Origin of the sequence: Nonomuraea phyllanthi, from assembly GCF_006334985.2 — a bacterium.
GTDB lineage: Bacteria > Actinomycetota > Actinomycetes > Streptosporangiales > Streptosporangiaceae > Nonomuraea > Nonomuraea phyllanthi.
In genome coordinates, this window is record NZ_VDLX02000039.1 from 18,022 (window position 1) to 33,769 (window position 15,748).

At 72.3% G+C, this 15,748-nt stretch carries 13 protein-coding genes; 10 read left to right on the forward strand and 3 right to left on the reverse strand.

Annotated features, from left to right (window positions below; all coding sequences use genetic code 11):
• Positions 1 to 15 precede the first annotated feature (15 nt).
• The gene (locus tag FH608_RS49780) at positions 16 to 1,359 is read left to right on the forward strand and encodes a sensor histidine kinase (RefSeq protein ID WP_193319084.1); all 1,344 of its coding nucleotides are present in this window, start codon (positions 16 to 18) and stop codon (positions 1,357 to 1,359) included.
• A gap of 45 nt (positions 1,360 to 1,404) precedes the next feature.
• Positions 1,405 to 2,226 carry an SAM-dependent methyltransferase gene (locus FH608_RS49785; protein ID WP_139638228.1) on the forward strand — a complete coding sequence of 274 codons (822 nt, stop codon included), beginning with the start codon at positions 1,405 to 1,407 and terminating at the stop codon, positions 2,224 to 2,226.
• A 92-nt stretch (positions 2,227 to 2,318) separates the two neighbouring features.
• Here the strand turns inward: FH608_RS49785 and FH608_RS49790 are convergent, their stop codons facing one another.
• A complete protein-coding gene (locus FH608_RS49790; RefSeq protein WP_139638229.1) occupies positions 2,319 to 3,668 on the reverse strand; it encodes a cation:dicarboxylate symporter family transporter in 1,350 nt (449 codons plus the stop codon).
• 106 nt (positions 3,669 to 3,774) lie between these two features.
• Between FH608_RS49790 and FH608_RS49795 the strand changes: the two genes are divergently transcribed.
• From FH608_RS49795 to FH608_RS49825, 7 genes are all read left to right on the forward strand, one after another.
• Complete coding sequence (locus FH608_RS49795; protein ID WP_139638230.1) at positions 3,775 to 5,265, forward strand: ATP-binding protein; 1,491 nt, start codon at positions 3,775 to 3,777, stop codon at positions 5,263 to 5,265.
• Positions 5,262 to 5,930: a response regulator gene (locus FH608_RS49800; protein WP_139638231.1), complete on the forward strand. Its 669-nt coding sequence runs from the start codon at positions 5,262 to 5,264 to the stop codon at positions 5,928 to 5,930. The genes FH608_RS49795 and FH608_RS49800 overlap by 4 nt, the downstream gene beginning before the upstream one ends.
• An 83-nt stretch (positions 5,931 to 6,013) precedes the next feature.
• Entirely contained in the window at positions 6,014 to 8,053 is a 2,040-nt protein-coding gene (locus FH608_RS49805) for an N-acetylneuraminate synthase family protein (protein WP_139638232.1), read from the forward strand.
• Between the two features lie 20 nt (positions 8,054 to 8,073).
• Positions 8,074 to 9,111 (forward strand): glycosyltransferase family 2 protein, encoded by a 1,038-nt coding sequence (locus tag FH608_RS49810; protein ID WP_139638233.1) that lies wholly within the window; start codon positions 8,074 to 8,076, stop codon positions 9,109 to 9,111.
• Entirely contained in the window at positions 9,108 to 10,355 is a 1,248-nt protein-coding gene (locus FH608_RS49815; RefSeq protein ID WP_139638234.1) for a polysialyltransferase family glycosyltransferase, read from the forward strand. Before FH608_RS49810 ends, FH608_RS49815 begins: the two co-directional genes overlap by 4 nt.
• A gap of 122 nt (positions 10,356 to 10,477) precedes the next feature.
• Entirely contained in the window at positions 10,478 to 11,056 is a 579-nt protein-coding gene (locus tag FH608_RS49820) for an IS607 family transposase (protein ID WP_139638235.1), read from the forward strand.
• On the forward strand, positions 11,049 to 12,677 hold the full coding sequence (locus FH608_RS49825) for a transposase (RefSeq protein ID WP_139638236.1): 1,629 nt from the start codon (positions 11,049 to 11,051) through the stop codon (positions 12,675 to 12,677). The genes FH608_RS49820 and FH608_RS49825 overlap by 8 nt, the downstream gene beginning before the upstream one ends.
• A 15-nt stretch (positions 12,678 to 12,692) precedes the next feature.
• Here FH608_RS49825 and FH608_RS49830 read toward each other — a convergent pair whose 3' ends face one another.
• Positions 12,693 to 13,865, reverse strand: a complete 1,173-nt coding sequence (locus FH608_RS49830) for a DUF6716 putative glycosyltransferase (protein ID WP_226900654.1) — start codon at positions 13,863 to 13,865, stop codon at positions 12,693 to 12,695.
• Positions 13,866 to 13,867: 2 nt separating this feature from the next.
• Positions 13,868 to 14,812, reverse strand: a complete 945-nt coding sequence (locus tag FH608_RS49835; RefSeq protein WP_139638238.1) for a hypothetical protein — start codon at positions 14,810 to 14,812, stop codon at positions 13,868 to 13,870.
• Between the two features lie 97 nt (positions 14,813 to 14,909).
• Here FH608_RS49835 and FH608_RS49840 point away from each other — a divergent pair, with 97 nt between their 5' ends.
• Positions 14,910 to 15,731, forward strand: a complete 822-nt coding sequence (locus FH608_RS49840) for an aldo/keto reductase (RefSeq protein ID WP_226900644.1) — start codon at positions 14,910 to 14,912, stop codon at positions 15,729 to 15,731.
• Positions 15,732 to 15,748: the final 17 nt, after the last annotated feature.

Sequence of the window (15,748 nt, forward strand, 5' to 3'; positions counted from 1 at the left end):
CGGTAACCTGCCAGGGTGGCACCCTGGTGGGCCCGTTCCCTGCGCGGACGCGTCACCCTCATCGCGACGGCCGTAGCCGCCCTCGTGCTGATCCCCGTGGCCATAGCAGGGGTGATCGCGACCAGGTCGCTGATGTCGGCCAGCGTCTTCCGCGACACCAGGGACACGGCCGAGCGCATCGCGTACGAGATGCGCGGCGGCGCGCTGCCCATGGGCGCCGCCATCCCGGTGCCCAACCCGTCGGTGGACCTCATCCAGGTCGTAAGTCCCAACGGCCAGATCCTCGCCAGCAGCGACGCGGCCAGGAACCTGCCGCCGCTCAGCGACATCCAGCCGACGGCCGAGAACCGCGTCATCAACATGACGAACTGCCTGCCGACCGAGTGCGTGCACCTCACGGCCGTCCGGGTCAGCATGTTCGCCGACTCCCCCATCGTCTACGCGGGGCGCAGCACGCCCGACCTGCTCGCCAGCCGCACCCTGGAGGTGGTGGTGTTCGCCCAGGTCGGGGTGCTGATCGCGCTGGCGTCCTGGGCCACGTGGCTGGTCACGGGGCGAGCGCTGCGGCCCGTGGCGACGCTGCGGGCCGAGCTGGACGCCGTACAGGTGGGCGACCTGAGCCGCCGGGTCTCGCAGCCGCCGGGCCAGGACGAGGTGGCCCAGCTCGCCAGGTCCGTCAACGGCACGCTGGCCCGCCTGGAACGCTCCGCCCAGCAGCAGCGCCAGTTCGCCTCCGACGCCTCCCACGAGCTGCGCACCCCGATCGCCGGGCTGCGCGCCCAGCTGGAGAGCGCCCAGCTCTACCCCGACGACACCGACGTCGAGGCGCTGGTGGAGAGCGCGCTGCGCGACACCGACCGCCTGGAGGCCATCATCACCGACCTGCTGCTGCTGGCCAGGATCGGTTCCCGGGTCGACGTGGTCAGGGAGCGGGTCGACCTCGCCGAGCTGGTGCGCCAGGAGCTGGCCGTGCGCTGCGACAAGGTGCCCGTGCAGGGGGAGCTGGAGGGCGGCGTGGTGGTCGAGGGCGTGCGCCTGCAGCTGGCCAGGGTGCTGACGAACCTGCTGGACAACGCCCAGCGGCACGCCGAGCACCGGGTCTGCGTCCAGGTCTACGAGGAGGGGCGGGACACGGCGGTGCTGGCGGTCGAGAACGACGGCGTGGAGATCGCCCCGGAGGACCGCGAGCGCATCTTCGAGCGCTTCACCCGCCTGGACGCCGCCCGCAGCCGCGACGCCGGCGGCACCGGGCTGGGCCTGGCCATCGCGCGGGACGTCGCCGTGGCGCACCGGGGCCGGATCACCGTCGAGGACTGCGCGGGCGGCGCGCGGTTCGTGCTGCGACTTCCGGCCGTCTGACCGTTCCCGTGGATTTCCGGTGCCCCTGTCAGGGATCATGGTGTCATGACCGAGCAGGTGCCGCAGGGCGTCGATCCGCACATCCCTAACGCGGCGCGCATGTACGACTACTTTCTGGGCGGCAAGAACAACTTCCAGGCCGACCGTGACCTGGCCGACCAGGTGCTGCGTTTCCTGCCCGAGACCCGCGAGGGCACCAGGGAGAACCGCGCGCTCGTGGGCCGGTTCGTGCGTTACCTGTGCGAGCAGGGCATCACGCAGTTCCTCGACCTCGGCTCCGGCCTGCCGGCCCAGGAGAACGTGCACGAGATCGCCCACCGGCACGCCCCCGAGGCCCGCGTGGTCTACGTCGACAACGACCCCGTGGTGGCCGCGCACGGCAGGGCGCTGCTCGCCGACCCCCACAGGGTGGCCATGGTGCTGGGCGACGTGCGCCGCCCCCATGACGTCCTGGCCGACCCGGAGGTGCGGGCGCTGCTCGACTTCCGGCGCCCGGTCGCGGTGCTGATGATGTTCGTGCTGCACCTGATCCCCGACGAGGACGACCCGCACGGCTTCGTGGCCGCCTACCGCGAGGCGCTGGCGCCGGGCAGCTATCTGGCGATCTCCCACGTGGGCAGCGACTCCCACTCCGCGCTGACCGACGGGGTGATCCGGTTCTACCGGCAGGCCAACCTGCCGTTCACGCCGCGGCCCGGCGCGGACATCGCCGCCTTCTTCGGCGACTTCGCGTTCATCCCGCCGGGCCGGCTGGCCAACGGGGTGGGGCCGGAGCTGGGGTGGCCGTACCTCGACCCCGACACCCCGATCTTCCTGGACGGCGACCTCGCCCGCATGGGGTACGCGGGCATCGCCCGCAAACCCTAGCAGCGTCGGGCCGCTCAGACCTTCGACAGCGCCTCCGGCCCCGGCCGAGCCGCTCAGGCCTTCGGCGGCGCCTCCGGCCCCGGTCGAGCCGTTCAGACCTTCGACAGCTTTCGATCGGCCGGCCCGTCGGGCGACTCGCCGTCCTCGCCGCCCTCGCCGTCCTGGTCGTCCAGCAGCGTCGACTCGTCGAACGGCACCTGCCCCGACAGCACCTGGACCGCGCGCTCCCGGTCGAAATCGCCCGTCCACGTGCCGACGAGCACGGTGGCCACGGCGTTGCCGGCGAAGTTGGTCAGCGCCCTGGCCTCGGACATGAACCGGTCGATGCCCACGATGAGGCCGACGCCGTCGACCAGCGCGGGACGGTGCGCCTGCAGTCCGCCCGCCAGCGTGGCCAGCCCGGCCCCGGTCACCCCCGCCGCGCCCTTGGAGGCGATCATCATGAACAGCAGCAGCCCGACCTGCTCGCCGAACTGCAGCGGCGCCCCGGTGGCCTCCGCGATGAACAGCGTGGCCATCGTCAGGTAGATCGCGGTGCCGTCGAGGTTGAAGGAGTAGCCGGTCGGCACCGTGATGCCCGCCACCGTACGGCTGACGCCCATGTGCTCCATCTTGGCGATGAGCCTGGGCAGGGCCGTCTCGGAGGACGAGGTCGACAGGATGAGCAGGAACTCGCGGCCCAGGTACTTCAGCAGCGACCACAGGTTGATCCGGGCGACCAGCCACAGGATGGTGCCGAGCACGACGCCGACGAACAGCACGCAGGTCGCGTAGAAGCCGATCATGATGATGGCCAGGCTCTTGAGCGCCTCGACCCCGGTCTCGCCGACCACGGCCGCCATCGCGCCGAACGCGCCGACGGGCGCGGCCCACATGATCATGACGAGGATGCGGAACACGAGCCGCTGCAGGTGCTCGACGGCGCGCAGGATCGGCCGGCCCTTGGCGCCCATGGCCTGGATCGCGAAGCCGGCCAGCAGCGCCACCAGCAGCGCCTGCAGCACCGAGCCGCTGGTGAGCGCGGACAGCAGCGTGTCGGGGATGATGCCGAGCAGGAAGTCCACCGTGCTCGACTCGCCGCCCTTGGCCGCCTGCGCCTCTGCTGCCTGCCTGGCCGCGTCGTCGAGGTGCAGCCCCGAGCCCGGGTCGAGGACGTTGCCGACCAGCAGGCCGATGAGCAGGGCCACGGTCGACATGACGAGGAAGTAGCCGAGCGCGAGACCGCCGACCTTGCCGACCCTGGCCGCCTGGCGTACCGAGCCGACGCCCAGCACGATCGTGCAGAAGATGATCGGCCCGATCACCATCTTGATGAGCGCCACGAACCCGGTGCCGAGCGGTTTGAGCCCGATGCCCACATCCGGCCAGGCGAAGCCGACGAGGATCCCGAGGAGGACCGCACCGATGACGGCCAGGTAGAGATAGTGAGTGCGATCGCGCATGGGGGGCTCCCGCCAGGGTGGAAAATTGCTGGTCGATGGCCGAGTATGCGGCTCACAGTGACGTAGGTCACCATTGAGTAAGTTTCGTTCACGGGAGAGAGGTCGTATGCGGCGCTGGAGCCTGGCGGGGCAGATGCTGGTCCTGCAGCTGCTCGTCGTCGCCGTCACGGTGGCGGGCCTGGCGGTGCTCGCCCTCTGGCAGGCCGGCGAGATGCTCACCGACGAGGCGAGCGGCACGGCCGAGGCCGTCGCGCTGAGCGTGGCGGCCTCGCCCGACCTGCTGGCCGCCCTGGACGAGCCGCACCCGTCGGAGCGGCTGCAGCCGTTCGCCGAGCGGGTGCGCGCGCGCACGCACGTCGACTTCATCACGATCATGAAGCAGGACGGCACCCGCTACACCCACCCCAACCCGGCCCAGATCGGCAAGCGGTTCATCGGCCACACCGAGCCGGCGCTGGCGGGCCGCACGTTCACCGAGACCTACACCGGCACGCTCGGCGCCTCGCGGCGGGCGGTCACCCCGGTCATCTCGGGCGGCAAGGTCCGCGCCCTGGTCAGCGCGGGCATCACGATCGACAGGATCAGCGCCAGGAAGCTCGACGCGCTGCTGTGGGGCGGGCTGGTCGTCGCGCTCGCGCTCTCCCTCGGCGCCGCGGGCACCTGGCTGGTCACCGTACGGCTGCGCCGCCAGACCCACGGACTCGGCCCGGTCGAGCTGGGCCGCATCCACGACCACCACTACGCCGTCCTGCACGCCGTCAGGGAGGGCCTGCTGCTGGTCGGCGCGGACGGCACGCTGACGCTGTGCAACGACGCCGCCCGCCAGCTGCTCGGCCTGCCCGGCGACGCCGAGGGGCGGCACGTGGGCGAGCTCGGGCTGCCGGACGTGCCGGCCGGCGAGGAGCGGATCCATTTGACCGGCGACCGGGTGCTGGCGGTCAACGCCGCCGCCAGCCGGTTCGGCACCGTGGTGACCGTACGCGACCACACCGAGCTGCAGGCGCTGACCGGCCAGCTCGACGCCGAGCGCGGCTTCGCCGAGTCGCTGCGCTCGGCCGCGCACGAGGCCGCCAACCGGCTGCACACGGTGATCACGCTGGTGGAGCTGGGCCGTACCGAGCAGGCGGTGGCGCTCGGCACCGCCGAGCTGCGGGCCGCGCAGGAGCTGACCGACCGGGTGGTCGGCGCGGTGCGCGAGCCGGTGCTCGCCGCGCTGCTGCTCGGCAAGAGCGCCGAGGCGGCCGAGCGCGGCGGCGAGCTGGTGATCAGCCAGGACAGCGAGCTGGACGACCTCGGCCTCGACCCGCGCGACCTGGTCACCATCGTGGGCAACCTGATCGACAACGCCATCGACGCCGCCACCCGGGTGGAGGTGCGGCTGGGCGCGGACGAGCGCGGTGTCGTGATCACGGTGGCCGACGACGGGCCGGGCCTGGCCGACCCGCACGCCTTCGAGAAGGGCTGGACGACCAAGGGCGACGGGCACGGGCTCGGGCTCGCGCTCGTGGGGCAGGCGGTGCGGCGGCTGGGCGGCACCATCGAGGTGGCCGGCTCGCTGTTCACCGTCCGGCTGCCCGTGCCGGAGCGGGCCCGATGACGCTGTCCGTGCTCGTCGTGGAGGACGAGGAGATCACCGCGGAGGCCAACCGCATCTACGTCGAGCGGATGCCCGGCTTCGAGGTGGCCGGGGTGGCGAGGACGGGCGGCGAGGCGCTGCGGTTCCTGCGCGGCCGGCCGGTGGACCTCGTCCTGCTCGACCTGTACCTGCCCGACATGCACGGGCTGGAGGTGTGCCGGGCGATCCGCGCGGGCGGGCTCATGTGCGACGTGATCGCCGTCACCTCCGCCCGCGACCTGGCCATGGTGCGATCGGCGGTGTCGCTCGGCATCTCCCAGTACCTGCTCAAGCCGTTCACCTACGCGACACTCGTCGAGAAGCTCACCCGTTACGCCCGGTTCAAGGAGGAGGCGGGACTGGCCGTCGGGCAGGGCGACGTGGACCGCGTCCTCGGCACCCTCAGGGGCAGCTCCGAACTGCCGAAAGGCCTGGCGCGCGACACGCTCGACACGGTCGCGGCGCAGCTGCGCGACCACCCCGGCGGGATGGCGGCCCAGGCCGTGGCCGACGCGATCGGGGTGTCCAGGGTGACGGCCCGCCGCTACCTGGAACACCTGGTGGACCTGGGCGTGGCCGCCCGCGTCCCCAGGTACGGCGGGGTGGGCCGGCCAGAGCTGCTCTACCGGATCCCCACGGAACGTTAAGGACGGTGACGCCGCCCGTTCAATCCGGGCCTCTAGCTTCTGGGTGCAGTCCGACGCACTGCAGTCCGACGCACTGAGGAGACATGTTGCGAGTCCTGGCCGTAGTTCCCGCCCGCGGAGGTTCGGCGGGCGTACCCCTGAAGAACCTCGCCCTGGTCGGGGGCGTCCCGCTGGTCACCCGCGCGGTGCGCGCCTGCCGGCGGGCCGAGCTGGTCGACCAGGTCGTGGTCAGCACCGACCACGCGGGGATCGCCGAGACCGCCCGGCAGGCGGGCGCGGTCGTCGTGGACCGGCCCGAGGAGCTGAGCGGCGCCACCGCCTCCAGCGAGTCGGCGGTGCTGCACGCGCTCGACGCCCTCGGCGCCGACCCCGAGGTGGTGGTGCTGGTGCAGTGCACGAGCGCGTTCATCGACCCGGAGGACCTGTCGGCGGCGGTGCGCAGGGTGCTCGACGGCGAGGCCGACTCGGTGGTGTCCGGGCTGCCCACGCACGAGTTCCTGTGGACGGCGACCGGGACCGGGATCAACCACGACCCGGCCGTCAGGCCGCGCCGGCAGGACCGCGAGCCCCAGTTCCGCGAGAACGGCGCCTTCTACGTCATGCGCGCCTCCGGCCTGCGCGAGCACGGCCACCGCTTCTTCGGCGAGATCGCCGTCCAGCCGGTGCCGTCGCGGCACGCCATCGAGATCGACGACCCCGACGACCTGGAGCTGGTGCGCGCGCTCGCGCCGTTCATCGACGAGCCCGAGCCGATCGACGTGGACGCCGTCATCACCGACTTCGACGGCGTCCACACCGACGACCGCGCCTACGTCGACTCCGACGGCCGCGAGATGGTGCTGGTCAGCCGCTCCGACGGGATGGGCGTGTCGCTGCTGCGCCGCTCCGGCGTGAAGGTCCTCGTCATGTCCACCGAGCACAACCCGGTGGTGGCCGCCCGCGCCCGCAAGCTCGGTGTGCCCGTGCTGCAGGGCCTGGCCGACAAGCGGACCGTGCTGCGCGACTGGCTGGCCATCGAGGGGCTCGACCCGGCCCGCGTCGCCTACGTCGGCAACGACGTCAACGACCTGGGCCCGATGGCCGAGGTCGGCTGGCCCGTCGCCACCCCCGACGCCCACCCGCGCGTGCGCGCCGCCGCCAGGACCGTCCTCACCCGGCCCGGCGGGTCCGGAGCCGTGCGCGAGCTGTGCGACCGCGTCGTGGCCGCCCGGCCCGAGCCGCCCGCGGCCGCGGCCCGCACCCGGCCCAGGTTCGGCCCCGTCGCCATCGGGGACGCGCTGGTCGGCGACGGCGAGCCGGTGTACGTGATCGGCGAGATCGGCATCAACCACAACGGCGACCTCGACCTGGCTCGCCGGCTCATCGACGTGGCGGCCGACGCCGGGTGCCAGGCCGTCAAGTTCCAGAAGCGCACCCCCGCGATCTGCGTGCCCGAGGACCAGAAGGGCCGGATCAGGCAGACGCCGTGGGGCGAGATGACGTACCTGGAGTACAAGGAGCGCACCGAGTTCGGCGCCGACGAGTACCGGCAGATCGCGAAATACTGCGACGAGCGTGGCCTGCACTGGTTCGCCTCGCCGTGGGACGTCCCGTCCGTGGAGTTCCTGGAGGAGATGGACGTCCTGGTGCACAAGGTGGCCTCGGCCGGCGTCGCCGACCACGAGCTGCTGCGCGCCCTGGCCGCCACCGGCAAGCCGATCATCATGTCGACCGGCATGTCGACGCTGCCCGAGATCGACGCGGCCGTCGAGATCCTCGGCACCGACCGGCTGATCATGATGCACGCCACGTCCACGTACCCGCTGCCGCCCGAAGAGGCGAACCTGCGCACGATCACCACGCTCAAGGAGCGCTACGGCGTGCCCGTCGGCTACTCCGGCCACGAGCGCGGCCTGCAGATCTCGCTGGCCGCCGTCACGCTCGGCGCGGTCTGCGTGGAGCGGCACATCACGCTCGACCGCACCATGTGGGGCTCCGACCACGCCGCCTCGCTGGAGCCGGCCGGCCTGGAGCACCTCGTACGCGACATCCGCATCATCGAGCAGGCCATGGGCGACGGCGTCAAGCGGGTCTTCCCCGGCGAGGAGGCCCCCAAGGCCCGCCTGCGCCGGGTGACCGTCTGACCCTCCCGGAGAGACCCCCCTTGATCACACTCTCGGTCGTCGTGCCGGTGCGCGACGGCGAGCGCTTCATCGCCGACGCGCTCACCTCGCTGTGCCGCAACGCCCGGCACGACTTCGAGTTCATCGTCGTGGACGACGGGTCCGTGGACGCCACCGGCGCCATCGCCGAGGACTTCGCCCCCGACCTGCCCGGACTCGCCGTCCTGCGCAACCCGGCGCCCCTGGGGCTGGCCGACGCCCGCAACGCCGGCCTGTCGGCCGCCTCGGGGCGGTACGTGACGTTCATGGACGGCGACGACTGGCTCGCCCCCGGCTACCTGGCACGGCTCGTCGAGGCCATCGACGGGCTCGGCTGCGACTTCGTCCGCGCCGACCACGTGCAGGCCGAGGGCCGCAAGCGGGTCGTGCACCGTGCCCCGTCGGCGCGGCGCGGCACGGTGCACGATCCACGCGAGGCGATCCTGCCCGCCGGTGTGCGGACCATGGTCGACTACCCGTACGCGTGGGCCGGGATCTACCGGCGCTCCCTGGGCGACCTGCTGCGCTTCCCCGGCTCCCTGCACACCGCCGAGGACCGGCCGTGGATCTGGCGCCTGCACAGGGAGGCGGCCACGTTCGCGGTGGTGTCGCTGGCCGGCGTCTTCTACCGGCGCCTGGTGGCCGGCTCGCTGACGCAGGTGGGCGACGAGCGCCAGTTGCACTTCTTCGACGCGTTCGGCCTGGTCTTCAAGGATCTGGAGCCGGAGTTCCTGCCCAAGGCGGTGCGCAACTTCTGCGCGCTGCTCGGCCACCACCTGGAGATCGCCGGCCGGTTCACGCCGGAGCTGCGGGCCCGCTTCGCCGGGCGCGGCGCGGCGATGGTGCGCGACCTGCCCGTCGAGCTGGTGCGCGAGGCCGCGGCCCAGATGTCCGCCGAGCGCGCGGCCGCCCTGCGAGCCCTGGTTCCCGACCTCCTGCCGGAGCCGCCGCCCGGACGGGACTTCGTGCCGGAACCGCCGGCGGGCCGGGCGCCCGGCCCGCACGTCCGCTTACGCCGCGCCCAGGAGGAGTCGCCGTGAAGGTCTTCTACGCCTCGACGCTGTTCGGCGCGATGTCGCTGGCCGCCGCCATCGACGACGGCCGGTTCGGCGATGGCCCGCGCCTGCTCGTCGTGTCCAGCAACGCCGCCGTCCCCGAGGTCGCCACCCCGCTCGACGAGACGCCCGGCTTCGCCGCCCTGCGCTCCCGCTTCGACCAGGTGCGCTCCTGGAACGAGCTCATCGCCCCGCTCCACCCCTCCGACTGGCGGGCCCGCGTCATCGAGGTGCCCATGATGGAGCGCCTCATCCGCTCCCACTGGGGGCTGGACGAGGTGGAGGAGCTGGTGCTGGAGTCGATCGCGGTCGCGCCCGCCAGGACGATCGCCGGGCTCGTCCGCGACTGCCCGATCACCGTCTACTCCGACGGCCTCATGAGCTACGGCCCCACCCGCGACCCGCTCCCCGCCGAGATCTTCCGCCGCGTCCAACGCCTGCTCCACCTGGACCTGGTGCCGGGATTGACGCCGCTGCTGCTCAGCGAGTACGGCGTCGAGGCGGCGGTCCTGCCGGACGAGCGCTTCCTGCGGATCGTCGACGAGGTCGCCGCCACCGCGCCCGCCCTGCCGTCCGGCCAGGCGATGATCCTCGGCCAGTACCTGTCGGCGCTCGACATCGTCACGCCCGAGGAGGAGGCGGCGCTGCACGAGACGATGCTCGCCGCGCTCGCCGCCCGCGGCCACACCGATGTCGTCTTCAAGCCGCACCCGGCCGCCGGGCGGCGGCACGCCCGGCTCCTGCGCTCGGCCGCCGCACCCCTGGGCGTGCGGCTGTCGGTGGCGCCCGACGACGTGCCGGCCGAGGTGTGCTTCGCGGCGCTGCGGCCCGAGCTGGTCGTGGGCTGCTTCTCGACGGGGCTGGTCACGGCGCGGCGCCACTTCGGGCTGCAGGTGGCCTCGTACGGGACGTCTCTGGTGCTCGAACGGCTGACCCCCTACGAGAACAGCAACCGGATCCCGGCCACCATCGTGGACGCGCTGCTGCCCCGGCTTTCGGCGCCCGGCCCGATCGACCCGCCTCCCCCGGTGGACCTGCCCGCCCTGGTGCGCGCCGTCGGCTACTGCATGCAGGCCGACGCCTACCCGGGGTTGCGTCCCGAGGGCTTCGACTTCGACCCGCGCTACTTCAAGCGCAGGCGCCTGGAGGCCCTCGGCCTGGAGCAGCCGCCGGCGTCCCGCCCGACGGCCCTCACCCGCCTCCGCCGTAAGCTCCGCTCCTCCCGCTGACCCCCGCGCCGCCGGGGCGGCGGAGGGCCCGGCGGGAGGTCAGCGGAGGGGTTCGGAACTGCTAACGGTTGAGTGAATTCAAGTGTGCATTGCAGCCTTTGAGTTGGTGTTATGGTCACTGCATGAACCTCAAGGAATGGGCGATAGCGAACGGTGTGCACCCGCATACCGCGTATCGCTGGTTCCGTGAGGGCACTCTTCCGGTCCCGGCTGAGCGGGTCGGGCCGCGCACGATCCTGGTGAACATCGAGGCGAACTCCTCGCCGTCGGTGACGGGCGGTGTGGGTTTGTATGCCCGCGTGTCGTCGCATGACCAGGAGTCTGATCTTGAGCGTCAGGTCGCCCGCCTGTCGGAGTGGGCGGCCAAGGCCGGGCACCGGGTGGTGCGGATCGAGTCCGAGATCGCCTCTGGGATGAACGGCGGCCGGGTGAAGGCGAAGCGGCTGCTTGCCGATCCGGACGTGACCGCTGTCGTGGTGGAGCGCAAGGACCGCCTCGGCCGCATGAACGTGGAACTGGTCGAAGCCGCACTGTCCGCGACCGGCCGCCGTCTGGTCGTCCTGGAGGACGGCGAAGTCGAAGACGATCTCGTACGCGACATGATCGAGATACTGACCTCGTTCTGCGCCCGCCTGTACGGCCGCCGGTCGGCGAAGAACCGGGCGAAGAAGGCACTGCAAGCGGCGGCCGGCGATGGCTGAGCCGGCGAAGAAGCCGACGAAGAAGCTCCGTACCATCGACCCCGCTTTCGTCGCCCTCGGGCCGTCCGGTGTGTCGATACGCGACCGCCTCAAGGGTTTGACACCCGAGGATGAGAAGGTGCTGGCCCGGGTCGGCGCGCACCTCGGCTCGCTCGCCTCGAAGGATCTCAAGGCGCGGTGCGCCGATGGCCTGGAGCATTCCACCGAGTCGTGGGCGGCCCGCAAGCGGGAGTTGACCGCCGACTCCTCGTCGCGGTGGGCCGGTTCGATCACGAAGGCCACGCATGATCAGTGGGCGCTGGCCCGGCGCGGGCAGGCCGCACACCTGCAGTCCCTGGAAGCCGGGATCAAGACCATCGCGCACCGCCTTTCCCTTCCGGTCGGGGACAAGGGCATCAAGCGCGCCCCGGGCGGCTACCGCTCGGCACACGAGTGGTTCTGCAAGATGCGCCGCCTGCATGTCCTGCGAGACCGGCTCGCCGCCGTGCGGGCCGACCGTGACAACGGTGTCGTGCACGTAGCACGGGGCGGTAAGCGCCTGCTGGGCACCCGCCACAACCTCGACGCCGCACAGCTGTCCGAGCCCGAGTGGCGCAAGCGCTGGGAAACGGCGCGCTGGTTCCTCGCCGCTGACGGCGAGTCCGGAAAGCGGTACGGCAACGAGACGATCAGGATCACGCCTGACGGCGAGATCAGCATCAAGCTGCCTGCACCTCTGGCCGGGCTGGCCAACGCCAAGCACGGCCGGTACAGGCTGGCGGCGAAGGTCTCCTTCGCGCACCGGGGGCAGGAGTGGGCCGACCGGGTGGAAGCCAACCGGGCTGTCGCCTACCGCATCCACCTGGACGTGACCCGCGGGCGCTGGTACGTGGACGCCTGCTGGACATTCCCGATCACCCAGACCATCTCGATGGAGACGGCTCTGGCGCACGGCGTGATCGGCGTGGACACCAACGCCGACCACCTCGCCGCCTGGCGACTCGATACTCACGGAAACCCGGTCGGGCAGCCCCGCCGCTTCTCCTATGACCTGTCCGGGTCGGCCGATCATCGTGACGCCCAGGTCCGCCATGCCCTGTCCCAGCTGCTGAACTGGGCCAAAACCTGCGGCGTGCGCGCCGTCGCGGTTGAGGACCTGGACTTCACCGCCGAGAAGACCCGCGAGAAACACGGCCGCAAGCGCCGTTTCCGGCAGCTCGTCTCCGGCATGCCCACCGGCGTACTTCGTGCCCGGCTCACCTCGATGGCCGACGCCACCGGCATCGCGATCATCGCCGTCGATCCGGCCTACACCAGCACGTGGGGGGCCCAGCACTGGCAAAAGCCCCTCACCTCAAAGACTCGCAAGACCACCCGTCACGATGCCGCGAGCATCGCGATCGGCAGGCGCGCCCAAGGGCACCCGATCCGGCGACGGACGACACCGCCCCCGCACCACCAGAGCGATGGTGCGGGGCATCGGACCGTCCAGGCCGGCTCGGTTGCCCTGGGGCGTGAGGGAACCCGCCGCCCCGTCACGGACCGTGGTCAAGAGCCACCGGCCCGGTCAGGGACACAACAAGGAACGCGGGCGACCAGCGCATCCAAAACCGTTCGGGATGCGCGCGGTGTCGGGCAGTGAGTCCAAGACTCACTCCTACTCACTGATGAGGAACGGTTTGAGGTAGCGGCGCACCCGGCGCTTGGCGCGGTAGCCGGCGCGCAGCATGGACGGGTGGATCTCCACCCGCAGCCGGGCCCGCCGCCGGGCCGCCGCGTGCTCGGGGCCGTCCAGCAGCGAGACGGCGGGCACCCGGGCGCCCGACACCAGCTCCGCCAGCAGCCGCGTCCAGTCGTTGCGCTCCGGAGGCTGGAAGTAGTTGGCGGCGCACCACGGCGCCGAGGCCGCCCGGAAGTCCGCCTTGGCCAGGTCGTCGAGCGTGCCCAGCAGCCCGCTCCCCTCGAACACCAGGTTGATCATCTCGGCGCTCACCCCGAAGTCGGACAGCACCAGCGACGGCACGCCCAGCGCGATCGCCTCCAGCGCCGCCGTCGAGCTCACCGTGACGAAACCGGCGGCCCGCGAAAGCTGGTCGTGCATGGAGCCCGCCTCGAAGGACAGCCGCCCCGGCTCGCCCAGCTCCCGCCACAGCCGCTGGTAGTGGTGGCGCTCCCGGTGCGTCTGCCGTTCGTCCTCCAGCGCGCGCAGCTTGACGACCACGTCCAGCTCGGGACGGAGCCGGGCCAGCTCGGCCAGCGCCAGCAGGATCCGCTCGCGCTCCTCCCGGTGGCGCGGCACCTTGGCCTGGGTGGCGAACACGACCCGGTTCCCGCCCGCGGCGGCCGCGCCGGAGCGCAGGAACGGCAGCCTGGCCAGGCCCACCGCTCCTCCCCCGCCGAGCCCGGCGGCGATCCGCGAGAACTCGGCCACCTCCCGCTCGCTGTGCACCACGAACAGGTCGCACCCGCTGCGGAACACCCACGCCTTCTCCGTCGCCGGCACCGAGATGCCCGGCAGCCCGCTGACGAACACCGGGCGCGGCCGCAGCTCCGCGAGCACGTCGGCCACCAGCACGTCCACGACCGGCCCCGTGCAGGCCACCAGCACCACGTCAGGCCGGGTGCGCTCGGCCAGCCGCCGCACGGAACGCGCCGACAGCACCGGCGGCGGGGCCGCGATCCCGTCCCGGACGGCGGCGGCGATCTGCGCGGGTGACGGCGCGATCGGGGTGCGGACCACCACCAGCTCGGCCGCGCTGCCGGCGGGCAGGTCGGCGAGCAGGCAGGCCGCCCACTTCAGGTACGAGTCGGAGTCGGCGACCGCCAACACTTTCAACCGGACACTCCTGTGAGATGCGAGCGAAGGGCGGGCGCCGCCCTGCTGGTCCACCAGTCGTCGGGCACCTCCACGGGCTCGACGGCGACGCCGCGCGGGCCGAGCAGCACCCGCAGCGAGGTGATCGCGGTCGAGGGCAGGCTGAGCACGCGCTGGCCAGGGTCCAGGCCGCGCAGGGTCAGCTCGGCGGGCGCGCCGGCGTCGTGCACGGTGATCCCCGGGCGTTCCCTGATCAGCGCCACGTCGACGGGGTCCTCGCGGCGGTGCGGGTAGTACGCCAGGGGCTCCCGCGCCGCCAGGTCCATCAGCCAGCGCAGGTAGCGGTCGCGGTGCACCAGGCCGTTCCTGACGAGCGAGGTGCCGAGAACGACCGTGCGCTCGGCGGGGCCCTCCGCGCTGGGCGGCTGGGACCGCAGCCAGGCGAAGTCGTGGCGTACCAGGCCGATCCCCGCCCGCCGTACCGCGTCCTCCAAGGACTGGCCGACGGGCAGGGCGGTGAAGACCGACACGTCGCTCAGCCGCAGCCGCAGCGCGGCGGCCAGGCCGAGCACGGCGCGCAGCCTGCCCGGGTGTGCCCTGGCCCGCAGCAGCGGCCGGTACGGCCCGGCGGCCAGCAGCTCCAGCAGCCGCAGCGTGGCCAGCCCGTCGTCCACGATCACGATGCGGCCGGGGCGGGAGGTGAGCCAGCGCAGCTGCACCCGGCCGGAGAAGGCGTCACCGACGGCCTCCACGCGCCTGGGCATCCGCTCGCGCGGCTCGGCCAGCTCCAGGCCGCCGGGCAGCCCGAGCGAGCGCAGCTCCCGCCGCGTGGCCCTCAGCGGCCGCAGCCCGGCACGCGGCACGACGGCCGTCCTGGGACCGAGCAGGCCCGCGTGGTGTGCCTCGACGGCGCACAGCATCTGGAGCGGAGACTCCACCCAGGCCGACGCCTGTACGACCACGCAAGTCCTCCCAGCCGGGTGATGGCCCGTTCATGACCGCTTCAAGCTAGCCCGGCCGCCTTAAGCCGCCAGAAACGCGACGTGAACAATGGACCGCATGAACTCGCTCATGCTCAACACCGACGGCGTGCAGATCCCGCAGCTCGGCTTCGGCGTCTGGCAGGTGCCCGCCGACGCCGCCGCGCAGGCCGTCTCGACCGCGCTGAAGGCCGGTTACCGGCACATCGACACGGCCGCCGCGTACGGCAACGAGGAGGGCGTGGGCCAGGCCGTGCGCGACTCGGAGCTGCCGCGCCGGAAGGTGTTCGTCACCACCAAGCTGTGGAACGCCGACCACGACCGCGCCGAGGCCGCCTTCGACGAGTGCCTGGCCCGGCTCGGGCTCGACTACGTAGATCTTTTCCTCATCCACTGGCCGGTGCCGCAGCAGGACAGGTACGTCCGGGCGTGGAAGGCGATGGAGAAGATCTACCGTGACGGGCGGGCCAAGGCCATCGGCACCTCCAACTTCACGATCGACAATCTGACCCGGCTGATGGACGAGACCGACCTGGTGCCGTCGATCAACCAGATCGAGCTCCACCCCTACCTGCAGCAGCACGAGATGCGCGCCTTCCACGAGGCCAACGGCATCCTCACGGAGGCCTGGAGCCCGCTCGGCCAGGGCAAGGGCCTGCTCTCCGACCCGGCGCTGGCCGTCCTGTCCGGCAAGTACGGCAAGACGCCGGCCCAGATCGTGCTCCGCTGGCACCTGCAGCTCCGCAACGTCGTGATCCCCAAGTCGGTCACGCCGTCGCGGATCGCCGAGAACATCGACGTGTTCGACTTCATCCTCGACGCCGAGGACATGGCCGCCATCGGCGCGCTCAACAGGGGGCTGCGGATCGGGCCCGACCCCGCCACGTTCAACTTGGTGTGACCCGACCGCCAACTCGG